The organism is Thioalkalivibrio sp. ALE23, from assembly GCF_000378545.1.
GTDB lineage: Bacteria > Pseudomonadota > Gammaproteobacteria > Ectothiorhodospirales > Ectothiorhodospiraceae > Thioalkalivibrio.
This window is the reverse complement of record NZ_KB900034.1, coordinates 66227-81469: the sequence shown is the minus strand read 5'-3', so window position 1 is coordinate 81469 and position 15243 is coordinate 66227. Positions and strand designations below refer to the sequence as shown.

The window sequence follows — 15243 nt, the reverse complement described above, 5'->3', positions numbered from 1 at the left end:
GTTCCCCCGCGGATTCCGTTGACCGGCCCCACTCTACGTGAAGCGGATGCCTCGAGTATGACAACTGACCGGAACAATTGCATTACGGAAGTCGCGGATGAAATCCGGCGTCTGGCACAGGCCCGTCTGCACGACGCGCATGCGGTCCTGGGGGCCCACGCCCTCAATCGCCAGACCACCTGCTATCGCGCCTGGTTCCCGCAGGCCGACGAGGTCTGGCTGGTTCCGGAACCCGACGCACCCCCGGAGCCCATGGACACCACCGACACCCCGGGGCTGTTCGTATGGAAGGGCGCCTCGCGCAAGCTGGCGGAGCATCCGGAGCTGCGCTGGCGCCCGTCCGGACACAAGGAGATCGTCAGCGTCATCGACCCGTGGAGCTTCGCCCCGAACATCCCGGATTTCGACCGCCACCTGTTCGGCGAGGGCCGCCACTGGCACGCCCACCGCATGTTCGGCGCGCACTGCGAAAACCGGGACGGGATCGACGGCGTGCGTTTTGCCGTATGGGCGCCGGCGGCCGAGCGGGTCAGCGTGGTCGGCGACTTCAACCACTGGGACGGGCGCTGCCACCCGATGACCGTGCACGGTTCCAGCGGCACCTGGGAGCTGTTCATTCCCGGGGTGGGTCCGGAGACCCTGTACAAGTACGAGATCCGCAACCGCGACACCGGCGAGCTGCGTCTGAAGTCCGACCCCTATGCGGCCGCCTACCAGGTGCGCCCGGAGACCGCCTCGCGGGTCATCCCGGAGAGCGGTTACGAGTGGAACGACCGCGAATGGATGGACAATCGCGACCCCGAAGCCTGGAAGCACCGGCCGATGAGCGTCTACGAGGTCCATCTGGGATCCTGGCAGCGCAGCCCCGACGGCGACTGGCCGAACTACGCCGAACTGGCCGAACGCCTGGTGCCTTACGCCCGCGACATGGGGTTCACCCACCTCGAGCTGCTGCCGGTCACCGAGCACCCGTTCGACGGCTCCTGGGGCTATCAGTCCACCGGCTTCTTCGCGCCCACCTCGCGCTTCGGCGACCCGGACGACTTCCGCCGCTTCGTCGACACCGCCCACCAGGCCGGTCTGGGGGTGATCCTCGACTGGGTGCCGGGGCATTTCCCGCGCGACGACTTCGCCCTCGCCCGCTTCGACGGCACCGCGCTGTACGAGCACGAGGACCCGCGTCTGGGCGAGCACCGCGAATGGGGCACGCTGATCTTCAACTACGGCCGTCCCGAGGTGCGCAACTTCCTGCTGTCATCGGCGCTGTGCTGGATCGAGGACTTCCACCTCGACGGCCTGCGCGTGGATGCGGTCGCCTCCATGCTCTATCTCGACTACAACCGCGAGGATCACGAGTGGATCCCCAACATCCACGGCGGCAACGAGAATCTGGAGGCGATCGAGTTCCTGCGCGACGTCAACGAGACCGTGCAGACCGGCCACCCCGGCGTGGTGATGATCGCCGAGGAATCCACCGCCTGGCCCGGCGTGAGCCGGCCGCCGTCGATGGGCGGGCTGGGCTTCACCATGAAGTGGAACATGGGCTGGATGCACGACACCCTGACGTATTTCGGCATGGACCCGGTCTACCGGCGTTACCACCACAGTCAGCTCACGTTCGCGCAGATCTACGCCTATTCGGAGAATTTCGTGCTGCCCTTCTCGCACGACGAGGTCGTGCACGGCAAGCGCAGCCTGCGCGGGCGCATGCCCGGCAACGAGTGGGAACAGCACGCCAACATGCGCCTGCTGTATGCCTGGCAGTGGCTGTACCCGGGGAAGAAGCTGCTGTTCATGGGCCAGGAGTTCGGCCAGGGCACCGAGTGGTCGGAAGCCGGAGAACTGGACTGGTACGTGCTGCAGTACCCGCTGCATCAGGGCCTGCAACAGCTGGTGAAGGACCTCAACGGGGTGTATCGCGAGCAGCCCGCGCTGCACGGCCGCGAGTTCGAGCCCGACGGCTTCGCCTGGTTGAATGCCGACGACGCCGACAATTCGGTGCTCAGCTTCGTGCGCCGTGACGTGGAGGGCCACGAACGCGTGGTCATCCTCAACCTGACGCCGGTGGAACGCAGCGCCTACCCCATCCCGAGCCCGCGTTCCGGGACCTGGCGGGTGATGCTGAACACCGACTCGGAGTTCTACGGCGGGGCCTCGCGCGGCCCGCTGCAATGCGAGGCCACGACCGAGGCGTTTCACGGCCAGCCGGCCACCCTCCACGTGGACCTGCCGCCGCTGACCGCACTGCTGCTGGAGCCGACCGGAGGCTGAAGCCCCGGGCGGCGCCGCCGGGCCCCGGGCAGAGGCGTCCGTCAGGACGCCATCCGCGCGCGAACCTCCGGCTGCGTCACCGGTTCGCCCAGCCGGGCCTCCATCGGCCCGGCCTCGCGGGTCAGGGCCCCGGACAGGGCGAAACCCGCCAGGCGGCCGTCGGCATGGAACTCCATCCGGCGGGCGTCGGCATCGCCCTCCACGGACACCCACGCACCCGCGGCGGCATCCGCGACCGATGGCGGGCAGACCTGCATCGGCAGGCTGGTGGTCTTGACCTGCACGGTGCCGGCGTCCGGTGCATAGCGCGCCGTTCCCCCGGCCAGGCGATCGGCGATCACTTCCGCCTGGGCCCGCAGCGTACCCACGTAGGGGCGCAGGACGCCGTCATATTCGGCACAGTCCCCGAGGGCGCGGATCGCGGGATCGGAGGTCGCCAGCGTTGCGTCCACCCGGATGCCGCGCCCGCAGTCCAGGCCGGCCCCGGCAGCCACGTCGATGTTCGGCTGCAAACCGAGGGCGGTAATCACGACGTCCGCCTCCAGGGTCTCGCCACCGGCCAGTGTCAGCCGGGACGCCACGGGACCTTCGCCCGCCGCCGGCAAGGCCTCCAGACAAGCCACCGAGGTCCCGGTGTACAGGGCGACCCCGCGCTGCGCCAGTGCAGCCGCCAGGTCATCTCCCAGCTCGGGCGGCGCGAGCCGCGCCAGCGGGCGCTCGGCCATCTCGATCAGATCCACCGAATAGCCGCCGGCCGCCAGATCATCGGCCAGCTCGCTGCCGACCAGCCCCGCGCCCACGATCGCCACGCGGGCCCCGGGTTGCAGTTCCGCACGCAGCGCGCGGTAGTCATCCAGGGTGTTCACCACCCGCGGCGGGGGTCCGTCACCCGGGATGTCGAGCCGTATCGGGCTCGCGCCGGTCGCCAGCACCAGATCGCCGTAGGGAATGCCGCCGCGCGGGGTGATCAGACGCCGGCGTTGACGGTCGATGTCCAGCAGGCGCACGTGCGGCAGCAGCTCGACGCCCAGGCGCGCGGCTCGCGCCACGCCGGATTCCTCCATCAAGTCGTCCGGGTCCACACCGCGCGCACAGGCCGTGGAGATCCGCGGTTTGGTGTAATAATCGCCGCGATCCCCGGTCACCAGACGAATGCTGCGTTCCGGGTCGCGGGCGCGCAGCTCCTCGGCCATCGCCCAGCCGGCCATGCCGCCACCGACGACCACCACCGCGTCCGGGTCGTCCGCCAGCGGGGTGCGCCAGGCCTGCGCCGCTTGTGCCTCGACCGGATCCTCGGCACGCGGCTGCAGGCGGTCGAAGTCGGCCTTGGTGACGTTGCAGTCCGGGCAGTACCAGTCGTCCGGGATATCCTCGAACCGGGTCCCCGGTGGCAGGCCCGAGTCCGGATCGCCCTTCGCCTCGTCGTAGATGTAGCCGCACACGCGGCAGATGTAGCGTCGATATTCGGTTTCGGTTTCGGCTTCAGCAGACATCACGCAACCTCCGGCAGACCGGCGACAATCGCCTCGAACAGCGGGTCCAGCTCCGCGCCCAGCGCATCCAGCTCGGCGCTGCCCCAGGGGGCGAACACCTCCGACGGACGCCGCGCCGTTACATGCAGCTGCTCGCCGTCGCTCCAGACATGGATGCGCAGGGGGATGTCGATACCCGCGGGCTTGCAGGCCTCCCACACGCGCAGGGCATAGCGTGGATGAAAGACCTCGAGGATACGGTCGACCGGGACCTCGGCCCCGATCATCGCGGCATTGGCCTGGCCGTTGATTTCTCCGGCCACGCGCAGTCCCTGCGCCTCCACGGCCTCCTTCAGGGCGGCCACGGCCGCTTCGGCATCGAGTTTGGTGGTGGTTTCCAGCATGATGTCTCCTCCGGGCGCCGGTCAGTGGGCGTGGATACGCGCCAGCTCCTTGCGCAGGTGCTTGATGGCAGGCGTAACGATGGCCACGAAATAGGATTCGCGTAGCTTGCGCTGGGCAGCCGCGCTGGACAGGTAACCGCGTGCCCCGCTGTGCAGCAGCGCCGACTGCGAGGCCCGCAGCGCCAGTTCCGAACCGGTCAGACGCATCTGCAGCACGTCGGCAAAGAACGCGTCGCTGGTGTCGAAGGGATCGCGGGCCAGGGCATAGGTCGCCTGGCGTGCGTCTTCCAGGACCTCCTCCAGCTCGCCCGCCTGGTCATCGAGGTAACCGTTCACGTGCGACAGGGTCTCGTTGGCCTCGTGCATGGTGTTGATGCAGCCCTCGATCAGGCCCAGGCCCATGCCCATCTGCAGCAGCACGAAACCGGGACGGATACGCTGGATGTACTCCGGCAGGGGATCGGCCAGCACGTGCTCGTCGGGCACGAACACCCGGTCGAAATGGCAGCCGAAGGTGCGCGAACCCTCCAGAGCGATGAACTCGGGGCACGGGGTCAGGCTGAAGCCGGGGTCGGCGCAGTTGATGACCGCCATCAGCGGACGCGGGTTGTCATCCGTGGTACGGAAGATCGCACCGAAGTAGTGATCGTCGCCCAGATTAGACACCCACGGCAGCGCCCCGGACACCACGTAGCCGCCCTCCACACGCTCGGCCGAGAGCTTGAGCTCCTCGATGCTGGCGAACCATTTCATCGGATTGGACAGGGCGGTGGCGCCGAACGCCTCGCCATTGGCCAGCTTCGGCAGGACCTCGCGCTTGAGCGTGGAGGAATCACTGTTCTCCACGTACCAGGCACAGGCGTTCTGGCACCAGGCAACGAAGCCGGTGGTCATGCATTCGGCGGAGATCACCTCCTCGGCGCGGATCGCGGACACCAGGTCCGTGGCCCCAGCGGGGTTCTGACTGGCCAGATGGGCATTGAACGCACCCAGCTGACCCGCCTGATGCAGGAATTCCTCGGGGTAATGGCCGTCACGGTCGATGCGGACGGTGAGCGGGGCAAGCTGCCCCGCCACCAGGTCCCGCAGCCCGTCCTCGGCGTACACCGGTGCACAGACCGGCGCCACCCCCGTTGCTTGTTCACGGGTCTCGAGCATTACGGGTCTCCTCGGCCTCAGGCCTTTTCCACGGCCACGTTGACCGGGTTGCGCATGGTGTTGGCGACCGGCGACCAGAAGTCGGCGTGCGCCACCAGTTCCTTCAGCTCTTCCTCGCTGGCGTCGCCCTCGAGGTCGACCTTCACGCGGATGTCGGTGAAGCCCAGGCGCTTGGACTTGTCGGTATCGCCCACGCCCCAGACCGCGGTCACGTTGATGTCACCCTCCAGCGAAAGCTCCAGCTTGGTGAGGGTGATGCCGCGATCGATGGCGTTGGCATGCATCCCCACCGACAGGCAGGCCCCCAGGCTGGCCAGCGCGGCCTCCGAGGGGTTGGGCGCAGTGTCGTCGCCCAGCAGATGCGGGGGCTCGTCGATCACGTGGGCATCGAGGTCGCGCACGTAGGTCAGGTTGCGGAACTTGCCCTCGCACACGGTGCGCGCCTTGAGGGTCACGACACTGTCGGGGTTGGACTTGCCCTTGTCGGCGAGCTTGTTCAGCCCGTCCTGGTCGATGGGATCCAGGGCATTCATGGAAATCGTGGTGGTGGCTTCTGCGGTCGACATGATCAGGTCTCCTGACGATTGTTTGGTCACTGCCCGAACCTTGGTGGCCGGGTCGCCAGTCCCGTTGCAGAAGCCGTGCCATGTTGGCCCCGATGGCGCCATGCCGCGGTTTTCGGCCGATCGGCAGTCCATCCGGGGAGATCGCCCTGCCCCGTGGGCGGACAAAGCGGACACTTTGCCCGCACTTTGCACCAACATTGTCGACACAATGCCCCGTTGCACCACGACGAAACGTCGGCCACCGCCACCCGGCGTCACCGCCAGCGCCGGCCCGTGACCCCCGCCTGGTCCCCGCTGATCCGCGTCCTGCAGCCGTTTCACCCCCTCCGGAGCCACCCCGTTTCGCGCCCGGTCCGCCGCCGTTCTGCATCTGGCACGCCTCTTGTAAGGGTTCCTGTGAGCGCGCCGTGAGAACCACGGCCCATCAACGTTCCCGGAAGAGGAGCATCGCCATGGGCGCAGCCATCTCCATCGACTACATCACGCATCACTATCCGAAACAGACGGACCCGACGCTCCAGGACATCGAGCTGACCGTCAGCCCCGGCGAGACCATCGCCCTGATCGGGCAGAGCGGCTGCGGGAAATCCACCCTGCTGCACATGCTCGCGGGCCTTCTGATCCCCAGCGAGGGCGCGGTACGCATCAACGGCCACCAGGTCATCAAGCCCAGCCCGCGCTGGAACATGATGTTCCAGAAGCCCTCGCTCTACCCGTGGATGACCGTGCGCCGCAACGCCTCCCTCGGCCTGATCTTTCAGGGCCGTCAGGAAGGCATGAACAAGCGCGTCGACGCCCTGCTGGAGACGGTGGGCCTGGCCGAAAAGGCCGAGGTCAACGTGCAGTCGCTGTCCGGTGGCCAGCAGCAGCGCGTGGCCCTGGCGCGCAGCCTGGCCACCGACCCGGAACTCCTGCTGCTGGACGAGCCGTTTTCCGCCCTGGATGCGTTCACCAAGACCGAACTGCAGGACGAGGTCGTGCGGCTGTCGCGGGATCGCGGCATCACCGTGGTGTTCGTCACCCATGACATCGAAGAGGCCGTCGCCATGGCCGATCGCGTGGTCGTGATGGGTTCCAACCCGGGCACGCTGCAACACCAGCTCAAGGTGGACCTGCCGCATCCGCGCGACCGCACCAGCCCCGGATTCACCGAACTGAAGGCCGAGCTGATGGAGTTCTTTGGCGCGACGCGTCATCCGGCCTCGCGCCCCGACCCGACCGATGACACGTCGTCATCCGCCGAAGCCCCCGAAGCCCCCGAAGCCGACGATCCCGCCGCATCCGGATCCGCCCCGGCCCGTCGCGCGATTCGCGCGGCCTGAACCGTCCCTGCCCGTTACCCCGAGAGGAACATCACCATGTGCAACTGCGACAACCACCACGACATCGACGCGGAACTCGACCGCATCCTTGGCGGCAGCCTGTCCCGCCGCACCTTCCTGCGCTCGGCGGCGGCCGGCTCGCTGGTCGCCGGCGCCGGCCTGACCGCCCCGGGTTCGCTGCTCGCCCAGCAGCCCGATCTGGGTGGCGTCGACCCCGAAGTGGACGACTTCGACGGCGTCGTCCGCATCGGCTACATCCCCATCACCGACGCCGCGGCCCTGCTGGTCGCGCATTCCGAGGGCTATTTCGAGGACGAAGGCCTGGAGGTGGCCGAACCGCAGCTGATCCGCGGCTGGTCGCCGCTGATCGAATCTTTCGCGGCCAACCGCTTCAACCTGGTCCACCTGCTCAAGCCGATCCCGCTGTGGATGCGCTACCAGAACAACTTCCCGGCCAAGATCATGTCCTGGGCGCACACCAACGGCTCGGCGGTGGTCACCGGGCGTCACGTGGAGGTCAACGACTTCGCCGACATGGGCGGCATGAGCGTGGCCGTGCCTTACTGGTACTCCATGCACAACGTGGTCATGCAGATGGCCCTGCGCGACGCCGGCCTGAAGCCGGTGATCAAGGATCAGGGCGACGATCTGGCCCCGGACGAGGTCAACCTGATGCTGATGCCGCCGCCGGACATGCCGCCGGCCCTGGCCGCGCGCTCGATCGACGCCTTCATCGTCGCCGAGCCCTTCAACGCCGCCGGCGAGATGCTGGCCCACGGCAACCTGCTGCGCTTCACCGGCGACATCTGGAAGAACCACCCCTGCTGCGTGGTGTGCATGAACGAGACGCTCACCGATCGCCAGCCGGAATGGACGCAGAAGACCATGAACGCGGTGGTTCGCGCCCAGGGTCACATCCAGGACAACAAGAAGGAGATCGCCCACCTGCTGTCGCGCGACGGCAAGGGGTATCTGCCGATGCCGTCCGGGGTGGTCGAACGCGCGATGACCAACTACGCCGACGACAGTACCTACATCGACTCCGGCGCGATCCGCCATGCCGACTGGGCTAACGGCCGCATCGACTTCTCCCCGTGGCCCTACCCCTCGGCGACGAAGATGCTGGTGGGCGCGATGAACGAGACCCTGGTCGGCGGCGACACCACCTTTCTGCAGGGCCTGGATCCGCAGGAAGTGGCCGATGATCTGGTCAATTACGAGTTCGTCGAGAAGGCCATGGAGAAATACACCGCCTGGCACAACGCACCCGGCGTGGACATGGATTCGCCATTTGCCCGCGAGGAGATCGTACAGCTATGAACCGCGACGCGACATTCGACCTGCCGACCACCCCCGGGGAGTGGGGGTGGGCCTCCCTGCGTTCCCTGAACCACCTGCGCCGGCGGCTGCAGTACCCGCTGCTCGGCATCGCCGGGCTGCTGGCCCTGTGGTGGTGGGGCGGCTGGGCCATCGCCAACAACCCCGACACCATGGCCTTCGCCAGCTTCGCCCCCGGGCCCACGCTGACCGCCTTCTGGGACATCGTGAGTTCCGGACAGGTGTGGTCGCCGATCGAGTCCAGCCTGCACCGGGTCGGATTCGGCCTGCTCTACGCGATCCTGATCGGGGTCCCGCTGGGGGTGATGATCGGGTACTTCAACGTGCTGCGCGAAACCACCCACGTGCCATTCCAGTTCCTGCGCATGATCTCGCCGCTGGCGTGGATGCCGATCGCGGTGCTGGCCTTCGCCACCTGGGATGCGGCGATCATCTTCCTGATCGCCATCGCCGCGGTCTGGCCCATCACCTACGCCACCGCGCACGGCGTGCAGCGCATCGATCCGATGTGGCTGAAGGTGGGCAACAACCTGGGCGCCAACCCCTACCACACCCTGCGCTACATCGTGATGCCCGCGATCGCCCAGGACGTGTTCGCCGGCATCCGCCTGGCGGTGGGTGTGGCCTGGATCGTGCTGGTCCCAGCCGAATACCTGGGGGTGACCTCGGGCCTCGGCTACGCCATCAACGATGCCCGCGACACCCTGGAGTACGACAAACTGGCGGCCTTCGTACTGGTGATCGGCCTGATCGGCTACATGCTGGACGCCATCTGCGTGCGCCTGATCCGGCGCAGCAGCTACCACGCCGAAAGCTGAGCTGCCCCCCTCACTCCCTCCGTCTGCCCGGCCGTGCGCGGCCGGGCCTTTTTTTGTCCACGGCCCGCGGCATGCACTGCACCCTTCGGGCGCGTACCGGAACCGACCGCACCATCGCGGTGCAAAATCAGTCGCCAGGTTCCGCCCGCATCCGCTCCGTGCGCCGCCAGGGCCCGGTCCACGGCGCTGGCAGGGTTTCTGCATGTCCACCGGGCATGAACGACACCGCCACCGAAGACCGCACCGACCACGCGACCCGCGAGCAGGAGATCACCCTGCTGCTGGAGGTCGCCCGGCTGATGGGCCGCTCGCGCGACCCCGACGCCGCCATCTACCGCATCCTCGGCATGATGTCCCAGCTGCTGGGCCTCAATCGCGGCCGGGTCCTGCTGCCGGACCCGGACAGCGGACAGCTGAAGATCCGGCATGCCTACGGCCTGACCGACGCCGAACGCGAGCGTGGCAGCTACTCGCTGGGCGAGGGCGTGACCGGCCGGGTGATGAAGACCGGACAGATCGCGCTGATCCAGGACATCGACAACGAGCCGGAATACCTCGCCCGGGCGGTCGACCGCTCCACCCTGCCGCAGGAGACCGTGGCATATATCGGGGTCCCCATCGTGCAGGACGAACAGCCGATCGGCGTACTCGGGGTCCACCGGCTGCGCCGCCGCTCGCGCCAGTTCCAGGACGATCTCAACGTGCTGCGCGTTGTCGCCTCCATGATCGGCCAGGTCCTGCGCATCAACCAGCTGATCGCCGAACGCACGGCCGAACTGGTCTCGGAAAACCGCTACCTCAAGAGCGCCCTCGACACCCAGGGGGCGAAATACGGGATCCTCGGCGAGAGCCCGGCCCTGCGCAGCGTCCTCAAGCAGGTCCACCGCATCGCCGATACCCAGGCCACGGTGCTGATCACCGGCGACTCCGGCACCGGCAAGGAGAAGATCGCACGCATGATCCACCGGATCAGCCAGCGCAACGCGCGACCGTTCATCTCCCTGAACTGTGCCGCGATCCCGGCCGACCTGCTGGAATCGGAACTGTTCGGCCACGAGAAAGGGGCCTTCACGGGGGCCTCCAGCGCCAAGACCGGCAAGATCGCCCTGGCCGACGGCGGCACCCTGTTCCTCGACGAGATCGGCGACATGCCGGAGGCGCTGCAGTCCAAGATCCTGCGCGTGTTGCAGGAACGGGTCGTGCAGCCGATCGGGGGATCGCGCGACATCCCGGTGGACGTGCGCGTGGTCGCCGCCACCCACAAGGACCTGCAGAAAGCGGTCAATGCCGGGGAATTCCGGCTCGATCTGTTCTACCGCCTGAACGTAATCCCGCTGCACATGCCCGCGCTGCGCGATCGCGCCAGCGACATTCGCCTGCTCGCACGGCACTTTCTCGACCGTTACACCCACGTCCATGGCTGGAACGTGGTCCTGGACGACGGGGTGATGGAGCGTCTGGAAACCTTCGACTGGCCGGGCAACATCCGCCAGCTGGAGAACGTGCTGGAACGCGCGGTGCTGCTCTCCAGCGAGGGCCGCATCGGCACCGGCCTGATCGACGAGATCCTGCACGAGGAATCCCGGATCAGTCCGGGAGTGCATGGCAACGACATGACCCCCGCCGCCTCGGAGCCTTCTTCCGACGCGCGGGAGGGGGCGCCGGAAAACACACCGCCCGATACCACTTCCACAACCGGATCGCCCATGCACCACTACAGGGCAGGCGGCTCCACCATCGTGCGCCCCTACCGCCGCGTGCACGCCTCCGAAGCGGACGAGTTGCGGGACGCCATCGAACGTAGCGGCGGCAACAAGACCCGTGCCGCCATGGACCTGGGCCTCACCCCGCGCCAGCTGCGCTACCGCCTGAAGAAACTGGGAATTCAGGAAAGCGCCGAATAAAGCGGTTCCCGTGTTACCTGCGCATGTCGCGTGCACACCTCGGCCCCAACAATGACGTCAATGTCGACAATGCCCCCCCCCCTGCCTGCCCGCTCGAGCACCAAAAACGGCCCCCGGACAAAGTTCTGCAAGCCTGGCACGGCAACTGCAGAGGGAAATCCGTGCGGACCTCGAGACCCCGCATCGCCCGCAAATGAGGAGATCCGATCATGCCGACCAAGAGCCTTCACGATCCGTTCGACGCCAACGCCGACCTGCGGCACGGCTCCAGCTGCCGTCACGGCCATACCGGCCCCGGAAGCTGCAACTGCTTCGACACCGCATCGCCGGACCTGGAAGAGAAGCTGGAGCAGCGCAACATCCAGGAACCCGATCCCGGCGCACGCCGAACCGGAGAGGATCTCGACCAGGAAGGCATGGTCGACCGCGCCGTCGAAAGCGCGATCGTGCGCGGCATGTTCGGCCACAACGAAATCAATCGCCGCCGCTTCCTGCAGATGCTCGGTGGCGGCACCCTCGCCGCCGCACTTGGATCAGTGCTGCCCCTGGACAAGGTGAAGGCCGCCATCCAGGAAGGCGGTGGACCGCTGGAGAAGACCAAACTCCGCGTCGGTTTCGTGCCGATCACCTGCGCTACACCCATCATCATGGCCCACCCCATGGGGTTCTATGAGCGCCACGGGCTGGACGTGGACGTCATCAAGACCGCCGGATGGGCCGTCGCACGCGACATGTCCCTTTCCGGCGAATACGACGCCTCGCACATGCTTTCGCCGATGCCGCTGTCGATGACCCTGGGTGCCGGCTCCTCCCGCGCGCACTACATCATGCCGGCGGTGGAAAACATCAACGGCCAGGCGATCACCCTGCACAACAAGCACAAGGACAAGCGCGACCCGAAAGACTGGAAGGGTTTCACCTTCGCCGTACCCTTCGAGTTCTCGATGCACAATTTCCTGCTCCGCTACCTGGTCGCCGAGCACGGGCTGGACCCGGATCGTGACATCAGCATCCGCGTCGTTCCGCCGCCGGAGATGGTGGCCAACCTGCGCGCCGAAAACGTCGATGGCTATCTGGCCCCGGATCCCTTCAACCAGCGCGCGGTCTGGGATGGCATCGGCTTCATACATATGCTGACCAAGGACATCTGGGACGGCCATCCCTGCTGCGCCTTCGCCTGTTCCGCAGAATTCGCCGACGAACATCCCAACACCTTCGGGGCCCTGTTCCGGGCCCTCATCGAGGCCACCCAGTACAGTTCCGACATCGACAACCGCGCCGAGATCGCCGAGGCCATCTCCCCGCGTGCTTACCTCAATCAGCCACAGTCGGTGGTGGAGCAGGTGCTCACCGGCCGCTACGCCGACGGTCTGGGCAACGTGCAGAACGACCCGCACCGGATCGACTTCGACCCCTTCCCCTGGCACTCGATGGCGACCTGGATCCTCACGCAGATGAAGCGCTGGGGCTACGTAGATCGCGACTTCGACTACAACCGCCTGGCGGAAGAAGTGTTCCTCGCCAGCGAATGCGCCGAGGTAATGAAGGAGATGGGGTACGAGGCACCGGACCGGACTTACAAGAATTTCGAGATCATGGGCAAGGTGTTCGACTACACCGACCCGGAGGGGTATCTCGACAGCTTCGAGATCCGGAGGAGCTAGCCCATGCTGAGCAACCTCAACTTCCGGGCGGCCCTGCTTTCGCTGGTCATCCTGGTGGTCTTCCTGGGCGCGTGGCAATGGGCCACCGCCCCGGAAGCCCTGGCCCCGCAGACCGGCGAACTCAGCGAGTACGAACAGCTGATGGGCGGGAGCTCGGCCCAGGGATCCGGCAGCGGCATCCCCGCCCCGTCGGAGATCTTTGCCCACGCGGTTCAGGAACTGAGCAGTCCGTTTTACGACGCCGGGCCGAATGACAAGGGCATCGGCATCCAGCTGGCCTATTCAATCTACCGGGTTCTTCTGGGCTTCGCTCTGGCCGCACTGATCGCAATTCCATTCGGTTTCGTGATCGGCATGTCTCCCCTGCTGAACAAGGCACTGGATCCATACATCCAGATTCTCAAACCGATCTCGCCGCTGGCCTGGATGCCGCTGGCGCTGTTCGTCATCCGCGACTCCAACATGTCGGCGATCTTCGTGATCTTCATCTGCTCGATCTGGCCCATGCTGGTGAACACGGCCTACGGCGTCGCCTCGGTGCGCAATGACTGGCTGAACGTGGCGAAGACCCACGAGCTGTCCAACCTGCGCACAGCGTTCACGGTGATCCTGCCCGCCGCGGCCCCCACCATCCTGACCGGCATGCGCATCTCCATCGGCATCGCGTGGCTGGTCATCGTGGCCGCCGAAATGCTCGTGGGGGGTACCGGAATCGGCTACTACATCTGGAACGAGTGGAACAACCTCGATCTCGCCAGCGTGATCTTCGCGATCATCCTGATCGGCCTCGTCGGCTTTCTTCTGGATGCTTCCCTCGCCCAGACCACCCGGCTGGTGCGCTACGCCGACTGAGCCCGACGCATTGAAGGAGAACTGACATGAGCAAGGGCTTCCTCGAAATCGAGAACCTGAGCCAGCGCTTTCCGCAGCCCGACTCCAGCGACCTGATGACGGTCTTCGAAGGGGTCGACCTGGAGATCCAGAAAGGCGAGTTCGTCTGCCTGATCGGCCACTCCGGTTGCGGCAAATCCACCATCCTCAACGTCCTCGCCGGCCTGGCCACGCCCACCGACGGCAACGTGATCATGGACAACAAGGAGATCTCGGGGCCGAGCCTCGATCAGGGCGTGATCTTCCAGAACCACAGCCTGCTGCCGTGGCTGTCGGCCCGCGACAACGTGCTGTTCGCGGTGCGGGCCCGCTGGCCGAGCTGGAGCAGGGCGCAACGGCGCGAACACGCCGAGCGCTATCTGAAGCTGGTGGGTCTGGAGCATGCGATGGACCGCAAGCCATCCCAGCTCTCCGGCGGCATGCGCCAGCGCGTGGGGATCGCCCGCGCCTTCGCCATCGAACCCAAGCTGCTGCTGATGGACGAGCCGTTCGGCGCGCTGGACGCCCTGACCCGCGGCGTAATCCAGGAAGAGCTGCTGAAGATCTGGGCCGAGACCCGGCAGACGGTGTTCATGATCACGCATGACGTGGACGAGGCCATCCTGCTCGCCGACCGCGTGCTGCTGATGACCAACGGCCCCCATGCCCGGGTGGCCGAATCGGTGCAGATCGACATCCCGCGACCGCGGGAACGGGCCTCCCTGCATCAGCACGAGGCCTACTACCCCATCCGCAACCACCTGGTGGACTTCCTCGTCCACCGCGCGAAGGAACTGGCGCAGGAGGCCCGGGAGCACGCGGCCAGCGGTGCCCCGGCCCGCCACCGGCCGCAGATCGTGCACCCCGCCCTCGCGCAGGCCCCGCCCGCGGCGGGTCCCGCAACCGGGCGGAGCAACACCGGCGAGCCCGCGGTGCACGCCGTCTGAAACCACCCGTACCGCAATCCACCGACCCCATCCAGGAGACTTCCATGTCCATGAGCAAGACCGAAATGACCGCCACCATCCTCGAAGCCAAGGAGGGCCGGTCCGCGACCTGGGCCGGCATCGCCGAGGCCACCGGCCTGCACGAGGTCTACGTGACCTCGGCCTGCTACGGCATGAATCATCTCGACACCGAGGCGGCCGACCGGCTCACCGCGTTTCTCGATCTCGGGCCCGACGTGTCGAAGGCCCTGCAGGCGTTCCCGCACAAGCACTGGGACAAGACCATCCCCACCGACCCGGTGATCTACCGCTTCTACGAGGCGATCAACGTGTACGGTGACACCATGAAGGCGCTGATCCACGAGAAGTTCGGCGACGGCATCATGAGCGCCATCGACTTCACCATGGACATCGACAAGGTCGAGGACCCGAAGGGTGACCGGGTGAAGATCACCTGGAACGGCAAGTTCCTGCCCTACAAGAGCTGGTGAACACCGGCCACTCGCCCC

General features: G+C 66.8%; 13 protein-coding genes. 9 read left to right on the top strand and 4 right to left on the bottom strand.

Annotated elements, in window-relative coordinates; genetic code table 11:
- The first annotated feature begins 57 nt into the window (after positions 1–57).
- Positions 58–2271 (top strand): 1,4-alpha-glucan branching protein GlgB, encoded by a 2214-nt coding sequence (gene glgB / locus F573_RS0109155; RefSeq protein WP_019022336.1) that lies wholly within the window; start codon positions 58–60, stop codon positions 2269–2271.
- Positions 2272–2312: 41 nt separating this feature from the next.
- On the opposite strand, the gene F573_RS0109150 is transcribed toward glgB, so the two are convergent.
- Genes F573_RS0109150 through F573_RS0109135 form a run of 4 tightly spaced genes read right to left on the bottom strand, consistent with a single transcriptional unit; the run spans position 2313 to position 5871 of the window.
- Positions 2313–3764 carry an FAD-dependent oxidoreductase gene (locus tag F573_RS0109150; RefSeq protein WP_019022335.1) on the bottom strand — a complete coding sequence of 484 codons (1452 nt, stop codon included), beginning with the start codon at positions 3762–3764 and terminating at the stop codon, positions 2313–2315.
- Positions 3764–4147 carry a DUF302 domain-containing protein gene (locus F573_RS0109145; RefSeq protein ID WP_019022334.1) on the bottom strand — a complete coding sequence of 128 codons (384 nt, stop codon included), beginning with the start codon at positions 4145–4147 and terminating at the stop codon, positions 3764–3766. The genes F573_RS0109150 and F573_RS0109145 overlap by 1 nt, the downstream gene beginning before the upstream one ends.
- A gap of 21 nt (positions 4148–4168) precedes the next feature.
- Positions 4169–5305, bottom strand: coding sequence for an acyl-CoA dehydrogenase family protein (locus F573_RS0109140; RefSeq protein ID WP_019022333.1), 1137 nt, complete (start codon positions 5303–5305; stop codon positions 4169–4171).
- 17 nt (positions 5306–5322) lie between these two features.
- Positions 5323–5871, bottom strand: coding sequence for an OsmC family protein (locus tag F573_RS0109135; protein WP_019022332.1), 549 nt, complete (start codon positions 5869–5871; stop codon positions 5323–5325).
- A 452-nt stretch (positions 5872–6323) separates the two neighbouring features.
- Between F573_RS0109135 and F573_RS0109130 the strand changes: the two genes are divergently transcribed.
- The 8 genes from F573_RS0109130 (at position 6324) to cynS (ending at position 15225) form a co-directional block, all read left to right on the top strand.
- Complete coding sequence (locus tag F573_RS0109130; protein WP_019022331.1) at positions 6324–7193, top strand: ABC transporter ATP-binding protein; 870 nt, start codon at positions 6324–6326, stop codon at positions 7191–7193.
- A 36-nt stretch (positions 7194–7229) separates the two neighbouring features.
- Positions 7230–8513 carry an ABC transporter substrate-binding protein gene (locus F573_RS0109125; RefSeq protein WP_019022330.1) on the top strand — a complete coding sequence of 428 codons (1284 nt, stop codon included), beginning with the start codon at positions 7230–7232 and terminating at the stop codon, positions 8511–8513.
- Complete coding sequence (locus tag F573_RS0109120; protein WP_019022329.1) at positions 8510–9349, top strand: ABC transporter permease; 840 nt, start codon at positions 8510–8512, stop codon at positions 9347–9349. The genes F573_RS0109125 and F573_RS0109120 overlap by 4 nt, the downstream gene beginning before the upstream one ends.
- Positions 9350–9564: 215 nt before the next feature.
- The gene (locus F573_RS0109115; RefSeq protein ID WP_019022328.1) at positions 9565–11253 is read left to right on the top strand and encodes a sigma-54-dependent Fis family transcriptional regulator; all 1689 of its coding nucleotides are present in this window, start codon (positions 9565–9567) and stop codon (positions 11251–11253) included.
- 209 nt (positions 11254–11462) lie between these two features.
- Entirely contained in the window at positions 11463–12917 is a 1455-nt protein-coding gene (locus F573_RS0109110) for an ABC transporter substrate-binding protein (RefSeq protein WP_019022327.1), read from the top strand.
- A gap of 3 nt (positions 12918–12920) precedes the next feature.
- Complete coding sequence (gene ntrB, locus F573_RS0109105) at positions 12921–13769, top strand: nitrate ABC transporter permease (RefSeq protein WP_019022326.1); 849 nt, start codon at positions 12921–12923, stop codon at positions 13767–13769.
- 26 nt (positions 13770–13795) lie between these two features.
- Entirely contained in the window at positions 13796–14734 is a 939-nt protein-coding gene (locus tag F573_RS0109100) for an ABC transporter ATP-binding protein (RefSeq protein ID WP_019022325.1), read from the top strand.
- A 44-nt stretch (positions 14735–14778) separates the two neighbouring features.
- Positions 14779–15225, top strand: coding sequence for a cyanase (cynS, locus tag F573_RS0109095; protein WP_019022324.1), 447 nt, complete (start codon positions 14779–14781; stop codon positions 15223–15225).
- Positions 15226–15243: the final 18 nt, after the last annotated feature.

What these genes read in the sequence shown, in the direction of transcription:
- F573_RS0109150 (WP_019022335.1), bottom strand. Translation starts at nt 3,764, where the DNA reads ATGTCTGCTGAAGCCGAAACCGAAACCGAATATCGACGCTACATCTGC.
- F573_RS0109125 (WP_019022330.1), top strand. Translation starts at nt 7,230, where the DNA reads ATGTGCAACTGCGACAACCACCACGACATCGACGCGGAACTCGACCGC.
- cynS (WP_019022324.1), top strand. Translation starts at nt 14,779, where the DNA reads ATGTCCATGAGCAAGACCGAAATGACCGCCACCATCCTCGAAGCCAAG.
- F573_RS0109135 (WP_019022332.1), bottom strand. Translation starts at nt 5,871, where the DNA reads ATGTCGACCGCAGAAGCCACCACCACGATTTCCATGAATGCCCTGGAT.
- ntrB (WP_019022326.1), top strand. Translation starts at nt 12,921, where the DNA reads ATGCTGAGCAACCTCAACTTCCGGGCGGCCCTGCTTTCGCTGGTCATC.
- F573_RS0109130 (WP_019022331.1), top strand. Translation starts at nt 6,324, where the DNA reads ATGGGCGCAGCCATCTCCATCGACTACATCACGCATCACTATCCGAAA.
- F573_RS0109120 (WP_019022329.1), top strand. Translation starts at nt 8,510, where the DNA reads ATGAACCGCGACGCGACATTCGACCTGCCGACCACCCCCGGGGAGTGG.
- F573_RS0109145 (WP_019022334.1), bottom strand. Translation starts at nt 4,147, where the DNA reads ATGCTGGAAACCACCACCAAACTCGATGCCGAAGCGGCCGTGGCCGCC.
- glgB (WP_019022336.1), top strand. Translation starts at nt 58, where the DNA reads ATGACAACTGACCGGAACAATTGCATTACGGAAGTCGCGGATGAAATC.
- F573_RS0109115 (WP_019022328.1), top strand. Translation starts at nt 9,565, where the DNA reads ATGAACGACACCGCCACCGAAGACCGCACCGACCACGCGACCCGCGAG.
- F573_RS0109110 (WP_019022327.1), top strand. Translation starts at nt 11,463, where the DNA reads ATGCCGACCAAGAGCCTTCACGATCCGTTCGACGCCAACGCCGACCTG.
- F573_RS0109100 (WP_019022325.1), top strand. Translation starts at nt 13,796, where the DNA reads ATGAGCAAGGGCTTCCTCGAAATCGAGAACCTGAGCCAGCGCTTTCCG.
- F573_RS0109140 (WP_019022333.1), bottom strand. Translation starts at nt 5,305, where the DNA reads ATGCTCGAGACCCGTGAACAAGCAACGGGGGTGGCGCCGGTCTGTGCA.